This window comes from Pantoea sp. At-9b (assembly GCF_000175935.2).
GTDB lineage: Bacteria > Pseudomonadota > Gammaproteobacteria > Enterobacterales > Enterobacteriaceae > Pantoea.
Window position 1 is genome coordinate 3,117,842 of the sequence record NC_014837.1, and the last position, 16,991, is coordinate 3,134,832.

The 16,991-nt window shown below is 56.3% G+C and carries 15 protein-coding genes; 5 read left to right on the forward strand and 10 right to left on the reverse strand.

The window, feature by feature from the left end; genetic code table 11:
- Positions 1–73: 73 nt before the first annotated feature.
- The 8 genes from cysA to PAT9B_RS14385 form a co-directional block, all read right to left on the reverse strand.
- Positions 74–1,162: a sulfate/thiosulfate ABC transporter ATP-binding protein CysA gene (gene cysA / locus PAT9B_RS14350; protein WP_013509997.1), complete on the reverse strand. Its 1,089-nt coding sequence runs from the start codon at positions 1,160–1,162 to the stop codon at positions 74–76.
- A complete protein-coding gene (cysW, locus tag PAT9B_RS14355) occupies positions 1,152–2,024 on the reverse strand; it encodes a sulfate/thiosulfate ABC transporter permease CysW (RefSeq protein ID WP_013509998.1) in 873 nt (290 codons plus the stop codon). The genes cysA and cysW overlap by 11 nt, the downstream gene beginning before the upstream one ends.
- The gene (cysT, locus tag PAT9B_RS14360; RefSeq protein WP_013509999.1) at positions 2,024–2,857 is read right to left on the reverse strand and encodes a sulfate/thiosulfate ABC transporter permease CysT; all 834 of its coding nucleotides are present in this window, start codon (positions 2,855–2,857) and stop codon (positions 2,024–2,026) included. Before cysT ends, cysW begins: the two co-directional genes overlap by 1 nt.
- The gene (locus PAT9B_RS14365; RefSeq protein ID WP_013510000.1) at positions 2,857–3,873 is read right to left on the reverse strand and encodes a sulfate ABC transporter substrate-binding protein; all 1,017 of its coding nucleotides are present in this window, start codon (positions 3,871–3,873) and stop codon (positions 2,857–2,859) included. The genes cysT and PAT9B_RS14365 overlap by 1 nt, the downstream gene beginning before the upstream one ends.
- Positions 3,874–4,066: 193 nt before the next feature.
- On the reverse strand, positions 4,067–4,963 hold the full coding sequence (locus PAT9B_RS14370; protein WP_013510001.1) for a Dyp-type peroxidase: 897 nt from the start codon (positions 4,961–4,963) through the stop codon (positions 4,067–4,069).
- Between the two features lie 100 nt (positions 4,964–5,063).
- A complete protein-coding gene (locus tag PAT9B_RS14375) occupies positions 5,064–5,678 on the reverse strand; it encodes an RpoE-regulated lipoprotein (protein ID WP_013510002.1) in 615 nt (204 codons plus the stop codon).
- Positions 5,679–5,741: 63 nt separating this feature from the next.
- On the reverse strand, positions 5,742–6,203 hold the full coding sequence (locus tag PAT9B_RS14380; RefSeq protein ID WP_013510003.1) for a DUF2919 domain-containing protein: 462 nt from the start codon (positions 6,201–6,203) through the stop codon (positions 5,742–5,744).
- Entirely contained in the window at positions 6,204–6,629 is a 426-nt protein-coding gene (locus PAT9B_RS14385; protein WP_013510004.1) for a GNAT family acetyltransferase, read from the reverse strand.
- A 210-nt stretch (positions 6,630–6,839) separates the two neighbouring features.
- Between PAT9B_RS14385 and amiA the strand changes: the two genes are divergently transcribed.
- Positions 6,840–7,700 (forward strand): N-acetylmuramoyl-L-alanine amidase AmiA, encoded by an 861-nt coding sequence (amiA, locus tag PAT9B_RS14390; protein WP_013510005.1) that lies wholly within the window; start codon positions 6,840–6,842, stop codon positions 7,698–7,700.
- Between the two features lie 35 nt (positions 7,701–7,735).
- Complete coding sequence (gene hemF, locus PAT9B_RS14395; protein WP_013510006.1) at positions 7,736–8,659, forward strand: oxygen-dependent coproporphyrinogen oxidase; 924 nt, start codon at positions 7,736–7,738, stop codon at positions 8,657–8,659.
- 42 nt (positions 8,660–8,701) lie between these two features.
- On the opposite strand, the gene maeB is transcribed toward hemF, so the two are convergent.
- The gene (gene maeB / locus PAT9B_RS14400; RefSeq protein WP_013510007.1) at positions 8,702–10,981 is read right to left on the reverse strand and encodes an NADP-dependent oxaloacetate-decarboxylating malate dehydrogenase; all 2,280 of its coding nucleotides are present in this window, start codon (positions 10,979–10,981) and stop codon (positions 8,702–8,704) included.
- Between the two features lie 363 nt (positions 10,982–11,344).
- Between maeB and tal the strand changes: the two genes are divergently transcribed.
- From tal to ampH, 3 genes are all read left to right on the forward strand, one after another.
- Entirely contained in the window at positions 11,345–12,295 is a 951-nt protein-coding gene (gene tal / locus PAT9B_RS14405) for a transaldolase (protein ID WP_013510008.1), read from the forward strand.
- Positions 12,296–12,363: 68 nt separating this feature from the next.
- Positions 12,364–14,364, forward strand: a complete 2,001-nt coding sequence (gene tkt, locus PAT9B_RS14410) for a transketolase (protein WP_013510009.1) — start codon at positions 12,364–12,366, stop codon at positions 14,362–14,364.
- 146 nt (positions 14,365–14,510) lie between these two features.
- A complete protein-coding gene (gene ampH, locus PAT9B_RS14415; RefSeq protein WP_013510010.1) occupies positions 14,511–15,680 on the forward strand; it encodes a D-alanyl-D-alanine-carboxypeptidase/endopeptidase AmpH in 1,170 nt (389 codons plus the stop codon).
- On the opposite strand, the gene PAT9B_RS14420 is transcribed toward ampH, so the two are convergent.
- Positions 15,677–16,750, reverse strand: a complete 1,074-nt coding sequence (locus PAT9B_RS14420; RefSeq protein ID WP_013510011.1) for a DUF1176 domain-containing protein — start codon at positions 16,748–16,750, stop codon at positions 15,677–15,679. The genes ampH and PAT9B_RS14420 overlap by 4 nt on opposite strands.
- Positions 16,751–16,991: the final 241 nt, after the last annotated feature.

Sequence of the window (16,991 nt, forward strand, 5' to 3'; positions counted from 1 at the left end):
TCAGATTCCCGGCGTAGAAAGAGGGGCAAAGAAATCGGGCGGGAAAATCCCGCCCGAAGGAGTGTCAAAAATATCAGGCGCTCTCGGCAAAGGCAACCGCGCGCAGCGGTGTCGTCCCCTGGTAAAGTCGTGCCTGTTGCAGGCCAACAAACAGACGTTCGCCACGAATCGGCGCGGTTTGCTCACCATCAAACACCAGGGTGAAGGGTTCGCTTTGCCAGCCAGTTGGCTGCACCACCAACTGCCAGAAGTGGCCACGCGGGCTGACTTCCAGCACCTGCACCGGCAACGGGCTTTCCAGGCTGCTCTGGCGCGAGACATCAATCTCCCACGGGCGCAGGAACAACTCGACCTTGCCCTGGTGGGCAGGGGTATAACCCAGCGGCCAGCGATGCGCAGCGACATGGAACTGCGATCCGTGGACTTCACCGTCAAAGCGGTTCACTTCACCGAGGAACTCCAGCACAAAGCGGGTGGCCGGGTCGCGCCATACTTCATCTGGCGTGCCCACCTGTTCGATATTGCCCTGGCTCATCACCACCACGCGGTCAGCGACTTCCATCGCCTCTTCCTGGTCATGGGTGACGAATACGCTGGTGAATTTTAACTCTTCATGCAACTGACGCAGCCAGCGGCGCAGCTCTTTACGCACCTGCGCATCCAGCGCACCGAAGGGTTCATCCAGCAGCAAAATCTGTGGTTCCACTGCCAGCGCACGCGCCAGCGCCACACGCTGCTTCTGGCCGCCTGACAGCTGCGCCGGGAAGCGGTTGGCAAGATGCGCCAGTTGCACCATTTCCAGCAAACGGGTTACACGTTGTTTGATTTCAACGCTGGAAGGACGCTCACGACGTGGCAGCACCGTCAGGCCAAAGGCGATGTTGTCAAACACCGTCATATGGCGGAACAGCGCGTAATGCTGGAACACAAATCCAACCTGACGATCGCGGGCATGCAAGCGACTGACATCTTTGCCGTGGAACTGAATCTGCCCACTGTTCTGATGTTCAAGCCCGGCGATAATTCGCAGCAGCGTGGTTTTACCGGAACCGGACGGCCCCAGCAGCGCCACCATCTGGCCGGAAGGAATATCCAGAGAGATATCGTTCAGCACCGGGGTACGGCCAAACGCTTTGTTAATTTGTTTAATCTCAATGCTCATGATTTTCCTCCTGTTGGCGTTTCTGCTGATGCTCTAAACGCCACTGCAGCACGCTTTTCAGAAACAGTGTCACTATCGCCATCAAGGTCAACAGCGCGGCGGCGGTGAAAGCCCCGACAGTGTTGTAATCCTGATGCAGTAATTCAACCTGAAGCGGCAACGTATAGGTTTCGCCGCGAATCGATCCCGATACCACCGAGACCGCACCAAATTCGCCGATGGTACGCGCGTTGGTCAGCACCACGCCGTACAGCAGCGCCCAGCGAATGTTCGGCAGCGTCACGCGGCGAAACATCTGCCAGCCGGATGCGCCAAGCAGCACCGCGGCTTCATCTTCATTGCTGCCCTGGCTCAGCATCACCGGCACCAGTTCACGCACCACAAACGGACAGGTGACGAAAACGGTCGCCAGCACCATACCCGGCCAGGCAAACATAATCTGGATATTGTGCGCATCCAGCCAACCACCGGCCGGGCCGTTGACGCCCCAAAACAGCAGATACATCAAGCCTGCCACCACCGGCGACACGGCAAACGGAATATCAAACAGCGTCAACAGCAGCTGACGACCAGGAAAGTTAAACCGCGTCACCAGCCATGCCAACAGCGTCCCGAACACCAGGTTGACCGGCACGGTGATCAGCGCCACCATCACCGTCAGCCAGATGGCATGCAGCATGTCGCCATCTTTCAGATTGCTGATGACACCCCCCAGCCCCTGCCCCAATGCCTCCCAGAAAATCGAGATCATCGGCACCACCAGTAACAACAAGGAAACCAGCGCGCCAATACCAATCAGCAGCCACTTAGCCCAGTTGATCGGTGAACGGTCCACACGATTGATTTGCGAAATCTCGGCCATCAGTGACCTCCTAAACGACGGCCAAAGCGGCTTTGCAGGGTGTTAATGCCGAATAGCAGCAGCAACGACGCCGCAAGGATCACCGACGCAATGGCACTGGCCGCCGGGTAATCAAACTCCTGCAAACGCACAAAAATCATCAGTGAGGTGACTTCGGTCTTCCACGCGATATTGCCCGCGATAAAAATCACCGCGCCAAACTCACCAAGGCTACGGGTAAACGACAGCGCAGTGCCTGCCAGCAGGGCGGGAGCCACTTCCGGCAGCACCACACGACGGAAGCTTTGCCACGGCGTGGCACCCAGCGTTTCCGCCGCTTCTTCATATTCCGGGCCTAACTCTTCCAGCACTGGCTGCACGGTACGCACCACAAATGGAATGCTGGTGAAGGCCATCGCCACGGCAATACCGAGCCAGGTGTAAGAGACTTTGATATCAAACTGCGCCAGCCACTGCCCATACCAACCGTTGACTGAGAACAGCCCGGCCAGCGTCAGACCGGCAACGGCGGTGGGCAGCGCAAACGGCAAATCCATCAGACCATCAAGCAAAGTACGACCCGGGAAGCGATAACGGGTCAGGATCCACGCCATCAACATGCCAAACACCGCGTTGAAGATCGAAGCGACCCCGGCAGACAACAGCGTGACCTTATAGGCGGCCACCAGTTGCGGGCTGGTGATCACTTCCCAGTACTGCGCCAGCGTCATTTTGGACAGCTGCATCAGCAGCGCGCTGATCGGCAGCAGCAGGATCAGGCAGGTAAACAGCAGGCTGGTGCCGAGGCTGAGACCGAATCCGGGCAGCACCCGTTTTTGCGTTGAGGCAAACATCAGCCGCGCCCCGCTGCCAGCAGTTTGTCCAGCTCAGCGCCGGAAGCGAAATGGGTTTTCATCACGTTGTCCCAGCCGCCAAACGCCTGATCCACGTTAAATAATGCCGTCTGTGGGAAGCGATCTTTCTGCTCCGCCATCAGCTGCGGGTTGTTTACGCGATAGTAGAAACCGGTGATAATTTTCTGCGCTTCCGGGCTGTAGAGGAAATTCAGGTAAGCCTTGGCCGCATCGGCGGTGCCATTGTGCTCAACATTTTTGTCCACCCAGGCCACCGGAAACTCAGCGAGGATATTGGTTTTGGGCACAATCACTTCATAACCGTCTTTCGCGTACTGGTTGCGAATGTTGTTCACTTCAGATTCAAAGCTGATCAGCACATCCCCCAGACCACGCTCGGCGAAGGTGGTGGTGGCACCGCGACCGCCGGTATCAAACACTTCGACGTTCTTCAGGAATTGGGTCATAAAGGCTTCGGTTTTGGCTTTATCTTTACCATCAGCCTGATCCGCCGCGCCCCAGGCCGCCAGATAGGTATAACGGCCATTACCGGAGGTTTTGGGATTCGGGAACACCAACTTCACATCATCACGCGCCAGATCGGCCCAGTCGTGAATGTGCTTTGGATTGCCTTTGCGCACCAGGAACGCCATGGTGGAGTAAAACGGCGAGCTGTTATTGGGCAGACGGGTTTGCCAGTTGGCCGGGATCAGATCGCCTTTGTCATGCAGCACCTGCACATCCGTCACCTGGTTATAGGTCACCACATCGGCACGCAAACCTTGCAGGATCGCCAGCGCCTGTTTTGAGGAACCGGCATGGGACTGCTTAATGGTCAGCTTGTCACCCGGATGGCTGGCATCCCACTGCTGCTCAAAAGGCGCATTCAGCGCCACAAACAACTCGCGCGAGACGTCATAAGAGCTATTAAGCAGTTCAGTCGCCTGCACAGCACCCGCCATTGCCAGCGAAAGCGCGATACCGCCAACCAACTTTTTCAAAACGGGAAGTGTCATGCTGCACCCAGAGATGTGGAGTTCAGGCCGATGCCATTAGATGTTGTCAGTGTATTTATAACTCAGGGCAAACCAGTAACGGTTTTATATATCGTTTGATGATTTCAAAGTCTAAAAAGGCATAAGACAGCGGGGAAGAATATGCAGCAGGCGGGATAGAAGACGGACGGCAGCGACGCCGTCCGACGCAAGTTTACAGCGCCTGTAAGGCGTCGAGCGAGGGAGCAAAATAGTAGCTGCCGGTCACCGGTTTGGTGAAGCGCAGCATCGCGTCCATCTTGCCATCGCGCTCGCCAAACATACTCAGCAGTTGCTGCTCGATGTTATACAGACGGTTGCAGTAAGCGATAAAGAACAGGCCGTGGGTGCCGCTGGCAGTACCGTAAGGCAGGCTTTGACGCAAAATCTTCAGCCCTTTCCCCTCTTCTTTCAGATCGACACGGCTGAGATGCGACGTCGCCGGACGCTCCTCGCCGGGTATCTCTTCGTTCTCCACTTTGGTGCGTCCCATCACCGCTTCCTGTTTCTCAACCGCCATGCGATTCCACAGCTTCAGGTTATGCTCCCAACGCTGCGTGAACACGTAACTGCCCCCGGCATCCGGGCCATCGGCGATGATCGCCACCTGCTGACGCTGTTCACCCTGGGGATTCTCCGTGCCATCGACAAAACCGGAGAGATCGCGCTCTTCCACCCAGCGGAAACCGTGCGTCTCTTCTTCGACGCTCACGGCATCAGCAAACGCTACCAGCGCTGCCTGTGCCAGTGAGAAGTTAACGTCATGACGCAGCGACTGGATGTGGATCAGCAAATCATGCTGAGTGGCGGGCGCAATACCTTTACCCAGCGCGCTAAAGGCTTTCAGCTCCGGTGCGCTATCGGCACCCTGCAAATCACGCCACAGCGTATCGCCAAACGCGACCACCGCGCCCAGACCGGCATCGGCAAATTGTTGTTGGAGCAATGCGAGGTGTTGCAGAAAGGTTTTGCTGCCCAGGCGCAGCGCATCGAGGTCGCCCGTGACACGGGCTTCCAGCCAAATGGCGAAACGGCGGTGTTCCAGCAGGATTCCGCTCTGAAATTGAGACATCGACATGCTCTCCGGCAATGGGGGTTAAACGACGTTTTTTTCGCCCATATCATACCGGAAAGCGGCGGTGATAGCCCGTATCACCGCACTTTTTTCAGGGTTACCGTTGCCAGACGATCTTGCTGATTTTCCAGCTTTTCAGCGTATCATCAGACGGCATCAGACCTTCAGGCCCGTGCCATTCACCGCTGTAGATATAAGCGATGTGCTGGCTATTCGGCGCACGACACTCAACATCACGGCTATCGAGGCCGGGCACCATTTTGCAGTTGTCGAAGGCTTTGCTGAATTTCGCACTGAACAGGTCACCGATTTTGCTGCCATCGGCGCTTTTCGCGTTGCTATCCAACACTTCGATACGCTCAACGCTGCTTTGGCCGTGAATCACCATTTTGACCTTGCCATCATCCAGCGCCTGCCAGAACTCTACCACCTGGCCGTTCTGGGTGCGCATGCCCTGCCGCAGGGTGTAATCACCGCTGAGGGCTTTGTCGATGGCAGTTTGCGTCATCGCGGTGCTGCTGGAAAGCCCGGCAACCCCCTGCTCCGTCACGGTGAGCGAACCGCCAAACCAGTGCAGCGGATTCAGTGCTGACCAATGATAACTGAGCGGATTATACCAGTGGCTTTCATCCGCCGGGGAAGAGCTACCCGAGCTGGCACAACCTGCCAGTACCAGGGCCGACGCCAGCAGCGCGGGACGAACAACTTTCATGAAAACTCCTTGATCTTCTTTGCCGGTTGGCGTGCCTGTTGGAGTCGCAAAGCGACAAAAAGTTTATTCGTGATGCTGATGTTCAGGCAAAAAACAGTCACGCAGACGACGATGGGTTTGCAGCCAGTACAGCGCCAGCAGGTCAAACAACGTCAACAGCAGCGGGAAAGGGGAATCGGGCATGTCGCCTTGCCACAGGTTACCGCCCTGCCACAGCAGGTTAATCAGCAGCGAAAGGCTCAGCACCCAGCGCCAGCTCTGCCACAGGCGCGGCCAACGCTGGCGATAGCCGGTGAGCAGTAAACCGATGGCCGCTGGAATGCCCAGCGCCAGGCCGAGCCAGAAACTTTGTCTGTCGGGATAAAACAGCGCCAGCAGGTCATTGCCCTGTTGGCGCGAAGCGCCGGCCATCACCAGCAGCAGCCAGGTGCGCGCCTGCAATAACAGAATCAACCAGAAAAGAAATGGCAGCCGTAGCTGCCCTTTCGCATCGTACTCTTCGGGGGAATATTTCAGCGTGACCACTTAATACTCGCGATCTTCAATCAACCGTTTACCAAACAGCAGCGAGTCCACCGGTTCGTAATCGAGCTTTTCATAGAACGCCACCACCTGATCGTTCTCTTCACGCACCATCAGATGAATTTTCGGGCATCCCCGCGCGATCAGTTTCTTTTCCAGACGGTTCATCAGTGCATTAGCAAAGCCGCGCCCCTGATAATCCGGATGCACCGCCAGATAGTAAGCCGCGCCACGATGGCCATCGTAGCCGCCCATCAGCGTGCCCACGACCTCGCCACCGACTTCGGCTACCAGGAAGAGATCCGGGTCATGGTTCATTTTGCGTTCGATGTCCAGCTCCGGATCATTCCACGGGCGCAACAGATCGCAACGCTCCCAGAGCGTGATCACTTCTTCAAAATCTTCCTGGCGGAAAGAACGGATTTCCATCGGCGTTACCCTGCTGTTAGGCACAATTCGCTGATTATCACGCATTCTTTGCCAGGTGCAAACCTTGCACCGCTCAGTGGCGGAAAAAAGCGGCAAAATTCCTGTTAGCGACCTGAAATACAAAGTAAAGCCCTGAAATAGTTGTGAGGTCGCGCCTGACAGGGTGTTACGCTATAACACTTCGCAGGTATACCTGTCAGGGATTCATTGATGAAAAAGATTTCACTGCTCAAACGCTTAACCAATCGCCGTCAGCTGCTGCTGTCCGGGCTGGCGCTGGCGGTGCTGTCACCGCGTCTGGTCCAGGCCAAAGAAGAGAGCGCGGATTTGCGTATGCTGCCACGCCACAGCAAACCCGCACCGCCTGCCCGCAACGGCAAACGCATTGTAATGATCGATCCCGGCCACGGCGGCATCGATTCCGGTGCCGTCGGTGAACAAGGCTCGGAAGAAAAGCATATCGTGCTGGATATCGCCAACAACGTGCGGCAGTTGTTGCAGGATCATCCGAAGGTCGAAGTCCGCCTGACGCGTGACACTGACTACTTTATTCCGCTGTACCAGCGGGTTGAGATCGCCCACCAGCACGGCGCGAATCTGTTTATGTCAATCCATGCGGATGGCTACACCAGCCCGGATGCCAACGGCGCTTCCGTGTTTGCCTTATCGAACCGCGGTGCCAGCAGCGCGATGGCACGTTATATGTCGCAAAAAGAGAACGATGCTGACAAAGTCGGCGGCGCAGAAGTAGCGGCGAAGGACCAGTATCTGAACCAAATCTTGTTCGATCTGGTGCAGACCGACACCATTCGCAACAGCCTGACGTTGGGTAAACATGTGCTGGACCAGATCCGCCCGGTGCACCACCTGCACAGCCAGCACACCGAACAGGCGGCGTTTGCGGTACTGAAATCGCCTTCAATTCCTTCGGTGCTGGTGGAAACCTCGTTTATCACCAATCCGCACGAGGAGCAGTTACTCGGCACTCAGGCGTTTCGCCATAAAATTGCCAGCGCGATTGCCGATGGCATCGTCAATTACTTTGATGAGTACGATCGTCGTCAGGCTTAGGTATAATCGCGGCAAATTTCCGGAACGAGTGACTCATGAGCAATCCCGATATTTCCCGCGTTAAAGCCTTTTTGCTGGCGCTCCAGGATGATATTTGCGCCCAGCTGGCGGCGGAAGATGGTACAGCGGACTTCACTGAAGATAGCTGGCAGCGCCCGGGCGGCGGCGGCGGACGCAGCCGCGTCCTGCGCAATGGTGCGGTGTTTGAACAGGCAGGCGTTAACTTCTCCCATGTCCATGGCGACCAGATGCCTGCCTCCGCCACCGCACACCGTCCAGAGTTAGCGGGTCGCAGTTTCGAAGCCATGGGTGTGTCACTGGTGATCCACCCGGAAAACCCTTACGTGCCCACCAGCCACGCCAACGTGCGGTTCTTTATTGCCGAGAAGCCGGGAGCCGATCCGGTGTGGTGGTTTGGTGGTGGTTTCGATCTCACGCCTTATTACGGTTTCGAGGAAGATGCGCTGCACTGGCATCAGACGGCGTTTGAGTTATGCCAGCCGTTTGGTGACGAGGTCTATCCGCGCTTTAAAAAGTGGTGCGACGATTACTTTTACATCAAACATCGTGACGAGCAGCGCGGCATTGGCGGCCTGTTCTTTGATGATCTCAACACCCCCGATTTTGACCATTGCTTTGCCTTTACTCAGGCGGTGGGCAACGGTTTTCTGCACGCCTATCGCCCGATTGTGGCGAAACGCAAAGCGCTGCCGTGGGGTGAACGTGAACGTCAGTTCCAGCTGTATCGCCGTGGCCGCTATGTCGAGTTCAACCTGGTGTGGGATCGCGGTACCTTGTTTGGTCTGCAAACCGGTGGCCGAACCGAATCGATTCTGATGTCGATGCCGCCGCTGGTGCGCTGGGAATATGATTATCAGCCGGAAGCCGACTCGCCAGAAGCCGCGTTATATCGCGACTTCCTGCCCGTGAAGGATTGGCTGAGTACCGCGTCAAGATAATGACCATTTCGTAGCGGCGCGATACATCGCGCCGCTACGATCTTACAACGGTTCGGTCTGCGCCTCGACCACCGCCAGCGCCACCATATTGACGATCCGTCGCACTGAGGCGATGCGGGTTAACACATGCACTGGTTTGCTGATGCCCATCAACACCGGCCCGACCGTCACCCCTTCCGAACAGGAGACGCGCAGCAGGTTATAGCTGATACGCGCCGCTTCAACATTTGGCATGATCAACAAATTGGCGGTGCCTTTTAACGGGCTGTCCGGCATCAATTCCCGCCGAATGTTTTCCACCAGTGCCGCATCACCGTGCATTTCACCGTCAATCTCCAGATCCGGTGCACGCTGCTGAATCAGCGCCAACGCTTCGCGCATCTTACGCGCGCCCGGTGCATTCGAGGTACCAAAACTGGAGTGCGACAGCAGCGCCACGCGTGGCTCGATACCAAAGCGTCGTACCGTCTCGGCAGCCATTAACGTGATATCCGCTAACTGCTCTGGTGTCGGATCTTCATTAACATAGGTATCGGTGATAAAGGTGTTGCCACTCGGCAGCAGCAGGGCATTCATCGCCCCGGCGACACGCACATCAGGACGGAAACCAAACACCTTCTCAATCACCTCGTAATGTTCGTGATAATCGCCAACGGTGCCGCAAATCATCGCATCGGCTTCACCACGATGAACCATGATCGCCCCGATCAGGGTGGGATTACCGATCACCGCGCGCTGCGCCATCTCCGGTGTGACGCCACGGCGTTTCATCATCTGGTAATATTCGCTCCAGTAGGCTTTGAAGCGTGGGTCCGATTCGTTATTGACCACCTCGAAATCTTTACCGGCTTCGATTTTCAGTCCCTGCTTTTGCAGACGCATGGCGATCACGTTGGGACGACCAATCAGAATCGGTTTCGCCAGCCCGAGCGTGACCAGTTCCTGAGTCGCATGCAGCACCCGCGCCTCCTCCCCTTCTGCCAGCACCACCCGCTTCGGCTCTTTGCGCGCCTGCGAGAAAATCGGTTTCATAAACAGATTGGTTTTATAAACAAATTCGGTGAGCTTTTCGCGGTAGGCGTCGAAGTCCTCAATCGGTCGCGTGGCGACGCCAGATTCCATTGCGGCTTGAGCCACCGCTGGCGCAATCTGCACAATCAGGCGCGGGTCAAAGGGTTTGGGGATCAGATAATCCGGTCCAAAACTCAGATCCTGATCGTCATAGGCCGAAGCCACCACATCGCTCTGCTCTGCCTGCGCCAGTGCCGCAATGGCGTGCACCGCCGCCAGTTTCATCTGTTCGTTGATGGCCGTCGCCCCGACATCCAGCGCACCACGGAAGATAAACGGGAAACACAGCACGTTATTGACCTGATTGGGGAAATCCGAACGTCCGGTACAGATGATGGCATCGGGCCGCACCGCTTTGGCTAACGGCGGCATGATTTCCGGTTCCGGGTTAGCCAGCGCCAAAATCAACGGATCTTTTGCCATCTGCCTGACCATCTCTGGCGTCAGCACCTGCGGCCCGGAGCAACCGAGGAAAATATCCGCCCCGGCTATCACCTCTTCCAGCGTGCGTTTACCCGTATCCTCAACGGCATACAGCGCTTTGGTTTCAGCCATCTCAGCATCCCGGCCCCGCCAAATCACCCCCTTCGAATCACACGCCACAATGTTGTGGCGCTGCATACCCAATGCCACCAGCAGGTTGAGACAGGCGATTGCTGAAGCGCCCGCCCCCGACACCACCAGCCGTACATCGGAGATGGCTTTTTTCACAATCTGCAACCCATTCAGCACCGCGGCGGTACAGATGATGGCAGTACCGTGCTGATCATCATGGAACACCGGGATTTTCATGCGTTCACGCAGCTTCTGCTCAATATAGAAGCACTCCGGCGCTTTAATATCTTCAAGGTTGATACCGCCAAAGGTCGGTTCCAGTGCGGCGATCACCTCAATCAATTTATCCGGGTCGTGCTCGTCGATTTCGATATCAAACACGTCGATACCGGCAAACTTCTTAAACAGCACGCCCTTGCCTTCCATCACCGGTTTACCCGCCAGTGCGCCGATATTGCCGAGGCCCAGTACCGCCGTACCGTTCGAGATCACGGCGACCAGGTTACCGCGCGCGGTGTATTTATGCGCCGCCAGTGGGTCCACGGCAATCTCAAGGCAGGGGGCCGCCACGCCCGGTGAATAGGCCAGCGCCAAATCACGCTGAGTCGCCAGCGGTTTGGTGGGTGACACCTGAATTTTTCCGGGGGTGGGATACTGGTGAAAATCGAGAGCGCTTTGCTTCAGTTGATCGTCCATTGGGCATCCTGTTGCGCGGAGAAAGAGCGTTCAGTATAGAAATCAACCGCTCAAAAGACGGTGAAGGCGCTCAAAGAATACGCGGCTTACAAGGGCACAGATTGCCACAGCCGGATCAACGCCCCGGTCACAGACTGCTATGCTTAGTGGTGGTAAAACGCGCAGCTGATATCTCAGGCTGGCCCCCTATCACAACCGCGCGCAGTGGGCACCCCAGCGTCACAATCAGAGAAAACGCATTTTCTTAACCTGACGTCTGTAGCAATGTGTTGGACCGGTACTCACCTGGAAATGGCGTAATAAGGCCAAAGCTGCCTGAGGTTTTTTATTTGCCATAATGATTGCTAATCAAGGAGTTAAGCGATGAACCAGCTAGATGCATTAAAACAGTTCACCACCGTGGTGGCGGACAGTGGCGATATTGAATCCATTCGCAACTACCACCCGGAAGACGCCACCACCAACCCTTCATTAATCCTCAAAGCCGCCGGACTCGACGCCTACAAACACCTGATTGATGACGCCATCGACTACGCGAAAAAACAGGGTGGCAGCAAAGAAACCCAAATCATCAACGCCAGCGACAAAGTGGCGATCAACCTCGGTATGGAAATTCTGAAAAGCGTACCAGGCCGTGTCTCGACCGAAGTGGATGCGCGACTCTCTTTCGATCGGGGCATGTGTGTCACCAAAGCCGAAAAACTGGTGCGTTTATATGAAGAGTACGGCATCGATCGTTCCCGCATTCTGATCAAACTGGCGTCAACCTGGGAAGGCATCCGTGCTGCCGAGGAGCTGGAGAAAAACGGCATCAACTGTAACCTGACGCTGCTGTTCTCCTTCGCTCAGGCGCGGGCCTGCGCCGAAGCGGGCGTGTTCCTGATTTCACCCTTCGTTGGCCGTATTTACGACTGGTACAACAGCCGTAAACCCCTCGACCCGTATGTGGCAGATGAAGACCCGGGCGTGAAATCCGTGCGTCGCATCTACGATTACTACAAAAAGCATCGCTACAACACCGTCATCATGGGTGCCAGCTTCCGTAAAGTGGAACAGATCCTGGCACTGGCGGGTTGTGACCGACTGACGATCTCGCCCAATCTGCTGGAGGAGTTGGCCAACAGCGATGCGCCGGTAGAACGTAAACTGGAGCCGTCAACCGAAGGCTTCCATCAGCCGGCACCGCTGTCCGAAGCGGAGTTCCGCTGGGAGCATAATCAGGACCCAATGGCGGTAGAAAAATTGTCCGATGGCATTCGCCAGTTCGCCATTGACCAGCAAAAACTGGAGGACGTGCTGGCCGCTCGCCTCTAACCGTTCATCACCTCATGCCAGACGGGCGTCTTGCCCGTCTTTTTTGCCAAATCACAAGGGAGAACCCTATGTCTTCACGCAGAGAGTTGGCTAACGCGATTCGTGCCCTGAGCATGGACGCGGTACAAAAAGCGAATTCCGGCCACCCAGGTGCCCCGATGGGCATGGCGGATATTGCCGAAGTGCTGTGGCGCGATTTCCTCAAACACAACCCGACCAACCCCCACTGGCCCGATCGTGACCGCTTTATTCTCTCCAACGGCCATGCCTCGATGCTGCTGTATAGCCTGCTGCATCTCACCGGTTATGACCTGCCAATGGAAGAATTGAAAAACTTCCGTCAGTTGCATTCGAAAACGCCGGGACACCCGGAGCTGGGATATACCCCCGGCGTGGAAACCACCACCGGGCCACTGGGCCAGGGGCTGGCGAATGCCGTAGGGATGGCCATTTCCGAGCGCACGCTGGCGGCACAGTTTAACCAGCCGGGGCATGACATCGTCGACCATTACACTTATGTGTTTATGGGCGACGGCTGCCTGATGGAGGGGATTTCGCACGAAGCCTGCTCACTGGCGGGGACGCTCGGGCTTGGTAAGCTGATCGGTTTTTACGACCACAACGGCATCTCTATCGACGGGGAAACCGAAGGCTGGTTTACCGACGATACCCACAAACGCTTTGAAGCCTACAACTGGCATGTGATTGGCGATATCGATGGTCACGATCCGGCCGCCGTCGCCAGTGCCATCAAGGAGGCACAGAGCGTCACCGATAAACCGTCGTTGATCATCTGTCGCACCATCATCGGCTTTGGTTCACCGAATAAAGCCGGTAAAGAGGAATCACACGGTGCCGCGCTGGGCGAAGCCGAAGTAGCACTGGCGCGTAAGCAACTGGGCTGGAATTATCCGCCCTTTGAGATCCCAAAAGACATCTATCAACAATGGGATGCGAAAGAAGCCGGTGCCGCGCGGGAAAAAGCCTGGGACAGCAAATTTGCCGACTATCGAGCGGCGCATCCTGAGCTGGCGCAAGAATTTACCCGCCGTATGAACGGTGAAATGCCGACCAACTGGGAGAGCGAGGTCCAGGCATTTGTCGAACAGCTCCAGGCGAATCCGCAAAAAATTGCCAGCCGTAAAGCGTCGCAAAATACCCTTGAAGTGTTTGGCAAGCTGCTGCCGGAATTTCTCGGTGGTTCTGCCGACCTCGCGCCCAGTAATCTCACGATTTGGTCAGGTTCTAAGTCGATCAAAGAGGACATCGCCGGTAACTATATTCACTACGGCGTGCGTGAGTTTGGTATGACGGCGATCGGCAACGGTATCGCCCATCACGGCGGCTTTTTGCCTTATACCGCCACCTTCCTGATGTTTGTCGAATACGCCCGCAACGCGGCACGTATGGCCGCGTTGATGAAAGCGCGTCAGGTGCTGGTTTATACCCATGACTCGATTGGGCTGGGGGAAGATGGTCCAACGCATCAGCCGGTGGAGCAGCTGGCCAGCCTGCGACTGACGCCCAATATGAGCGTGTGGCGTCCCTGCGATCAGGTGGAAACCGCGATCGCCTGGAAGGCGGCAGTGGAACGTCACCACGGCCCGACGGCGCTGATCCTGTCGCGCCAAAACCTGTTACAACCGGAACGCAGTAAAGCGCAGGTCGCCGACATCGCCCGAGGCGGTTATGTGTTGCAGGATTGCAGCGGTACGCCGGAAGCCATCATCATTGCGACCGGTTCGGAGATAGAAATCGCTCTCGGCGCGGCAGATAAACTGACTGCTGATGGTCATCAGATCCGCGTGGTGTCGCTGCCTTCGACCGATGTATTTGATAAGCAGGATGCGGCTTATCGTGAGTCGGTGCTGCCCGCCGCAGTCAAAGCACGGGTGGCGGTAGAAGCCGGAATCGCCGATTACTGGTTCAAATATGTCGGCCTTGACGGTGCTATCGTTGGGATGACCACCTTTGGTGAGTCGGCCCCGGCCAGTAAGTTGTTCCCGGAATTTGGCTTTACGGTGGAGAACATCGTTAGCCATACTGCAGCGTTACTCAAGCCTCACTAATCGATATGGCCCCGCGTCATTCTGGCGACGGGGCCACTTTCGGTCACAGCCTGAAACAGAAAAAAATCTTACTTGACCTCTTTAAGCCCCTGGCAAACTGATTACTATAAGACGTTCCTTTAATTAGCCTGGCGGACGCTTTCCCGTTGAAAAAACGTACACCTTTTTTACTGAGCTTACTGGTTTCGCTGCTTCCGTTAAAAAGCATGGCGCAGGTGTCACCGGACCCCCTGCTTGCTTCGCAGATCGTTGATCGTTACGCAGAACATATCTTTTACGGCAGCGGTGCCGTGGGCATGGCATTGGTGGCGATTGATGGCAACCAGCGCGTGTTCGCCAGCTTTGGTGAAACCAGCCCGGGCAACAACACCCGGCCACAACAGGATTCGCTGATTCGTATCGCTTCACTCAGCAAACTGATGACCAGCGAAGTGATGGTAAAAATGGCTGAGCGTGGTCAGATTCGCCTCGACGATCCCTTAAGCAAATATGCGCCGTCTGGCGTGCGTGTGCCGAACTTCAACGGCCAACCGATTCGGCTGATTAACCTGTCTACCCATACCAGCGGCCTGCCACGTGAGCAGCCAGGTGGTAAACCGCATCGTCCGGTATTTGTCTGGCCGACCCGCAGTGACCGCTGGCAATGGCTTTCGCGTGCTGCGCTGAAAGCAGCTCCGGGTGCCAATGCGGCGTATTCCAACCTCGGTTATGACCTGTTGGGCGACGCGCTGGCGAAAGCAGGCGGTCAGCCCTATCCGGCGCTGTTCCAGCAGCTTATCACCCGTCCGTTGGGGATGAAGGACACCACCTATACGCCGTCGCCGGATCAATGTAAGCGTCTGATGATTGCTGAAAAAGGTGCCAGTCCATGTAATAACACCCTCGCAGCCATTGGCAGCGGTGGTGTCTATTCAACGCCGGATGATATGGGGCGCTGGATGCAACAGTTCCTCAACTCCGCCGTCAACAAACGCACGCCGCAGATCGATCGGATGCAAACGTTGATTTATCGCCGTGACCAGTTGAATAAAGTGGAAGGGATGGATGTTCCCGGACGCGCCGATGCACTGGGCATGGGTTGGGTGTATATGGGGCCAAAAAATGGCCGTCCGGGCATTATTCAGAAAACCGGCGGTGCGGGCGGTTTCATTACCTATATGGCAATGGTGCCCCAGCAAAATGTCGGGGTGTTTGTGGTGGTGACACGCTCGCCGCTGACACGCTTTACGCCGATGAGCGATGGGGTTAACGATCTGCTGGCCGAACTGGTGGGCAACCAGAACGGCTCACCGATGATGGTGCAGGCGATCCGTTAAGGCGAGGATGGCGCGGTTTCCGGCTGGCTAACCCACAAGGTTGGCCAGTCGTCGCTACTGTGCCAGGCGTCGCAGGTTTTCTCTTCCGCATACTCCGCCAGCACAAATTCGTTGCCATCAAACTGCCAACGCGTGGCAATACCGCAATCTCCCAGCCCGCGTCCCTTACTAAAGGTGTACAGGAAGCCGCTGTTGGCATCATATTCGGCGTTTACCACATCCAGTTGATTATCCGTGCGCGACGGCGGCGTAAAGGGCAGTGTCAGTGTCAGACCACGCGCGACATAAGGCTGGCTGCGCGTGACCTCAAAAGCCAGATCAATCACGTTGTACGCCCCGGTTTCACAGCTTACCAGCAGCAACGCTTTGTTATCGGTCAAGGGCGCGACGCTGACCTCGCGCCGCATCGGGTCAAGGGAGCAGCTGTCAGTATTAATACGCCAGGTGCCGTAATCAATTAAACCACTGGTTTCTTCGTGGGTGAGCGGCGCGGGCTGTGGCAATGGTGCAGGTAAACGGGGTAACGCGGGTGGCGGCGGGACATCCCACACCACACGGTCGCCACGCTTTATCCAGGCACTCAGGCCATTCACCCTGCCCTGCACCTCATCCATCAGCAACAACGCCGCTTTCATACCGTGCAGTGAAACTGCCGCTTTAGCCTGATACGTGAGCTGGAGGGTATCCGCATCCAGCGTTTGGGCCAGAAACTCATCAATGGCGATGGGATTACTGGTCGCAAGATGATGAGGTTCCACACTCCAGTGTTTGAGATCGGGTTTCAGCAGGCGCTGATCGAGCAACAGATTATCCTGCAAAGGCGCGCCGGGAAGCTCACCACTGTAAGCGCTGCCATAATCAATCCGCAGCAGCGGCCGGTCATCACTCCCCGCATGCCGGGAGAGGGTCATTACCAGGCCATTGTCGCCCGGAAAACTGCGTGCTACGCAAAAAGCCGCATTGTTGCAGGTCAGCTGCCAGTCAGAAAATGACTTTTGCAGTGGATCCGCCTGCACTCCCGCAGCAAACAGAAAAAGCAATAAAAGCAGCGATTTCATCCAATACGACATTAAGAAAACCGGTCCCCAAATTCTTAGAGAGAAGATGATAGCGCAATGGCAACGCTGACACCGGGCCTAATCTGTGAGCTGGCCCTAAAAGCGGTACTAACTGCCGAAAAAGGCGTCGCTTAGGAGCGATCTGTGCGGATGATGCGAGGGGTCATCATCCTTGTCGAACGCGGAACGCTCAATCGGATTTGTCGCACAATTAAGCAGGCCGTTCAGCATGTGGCCAATAATTACCAGAGAG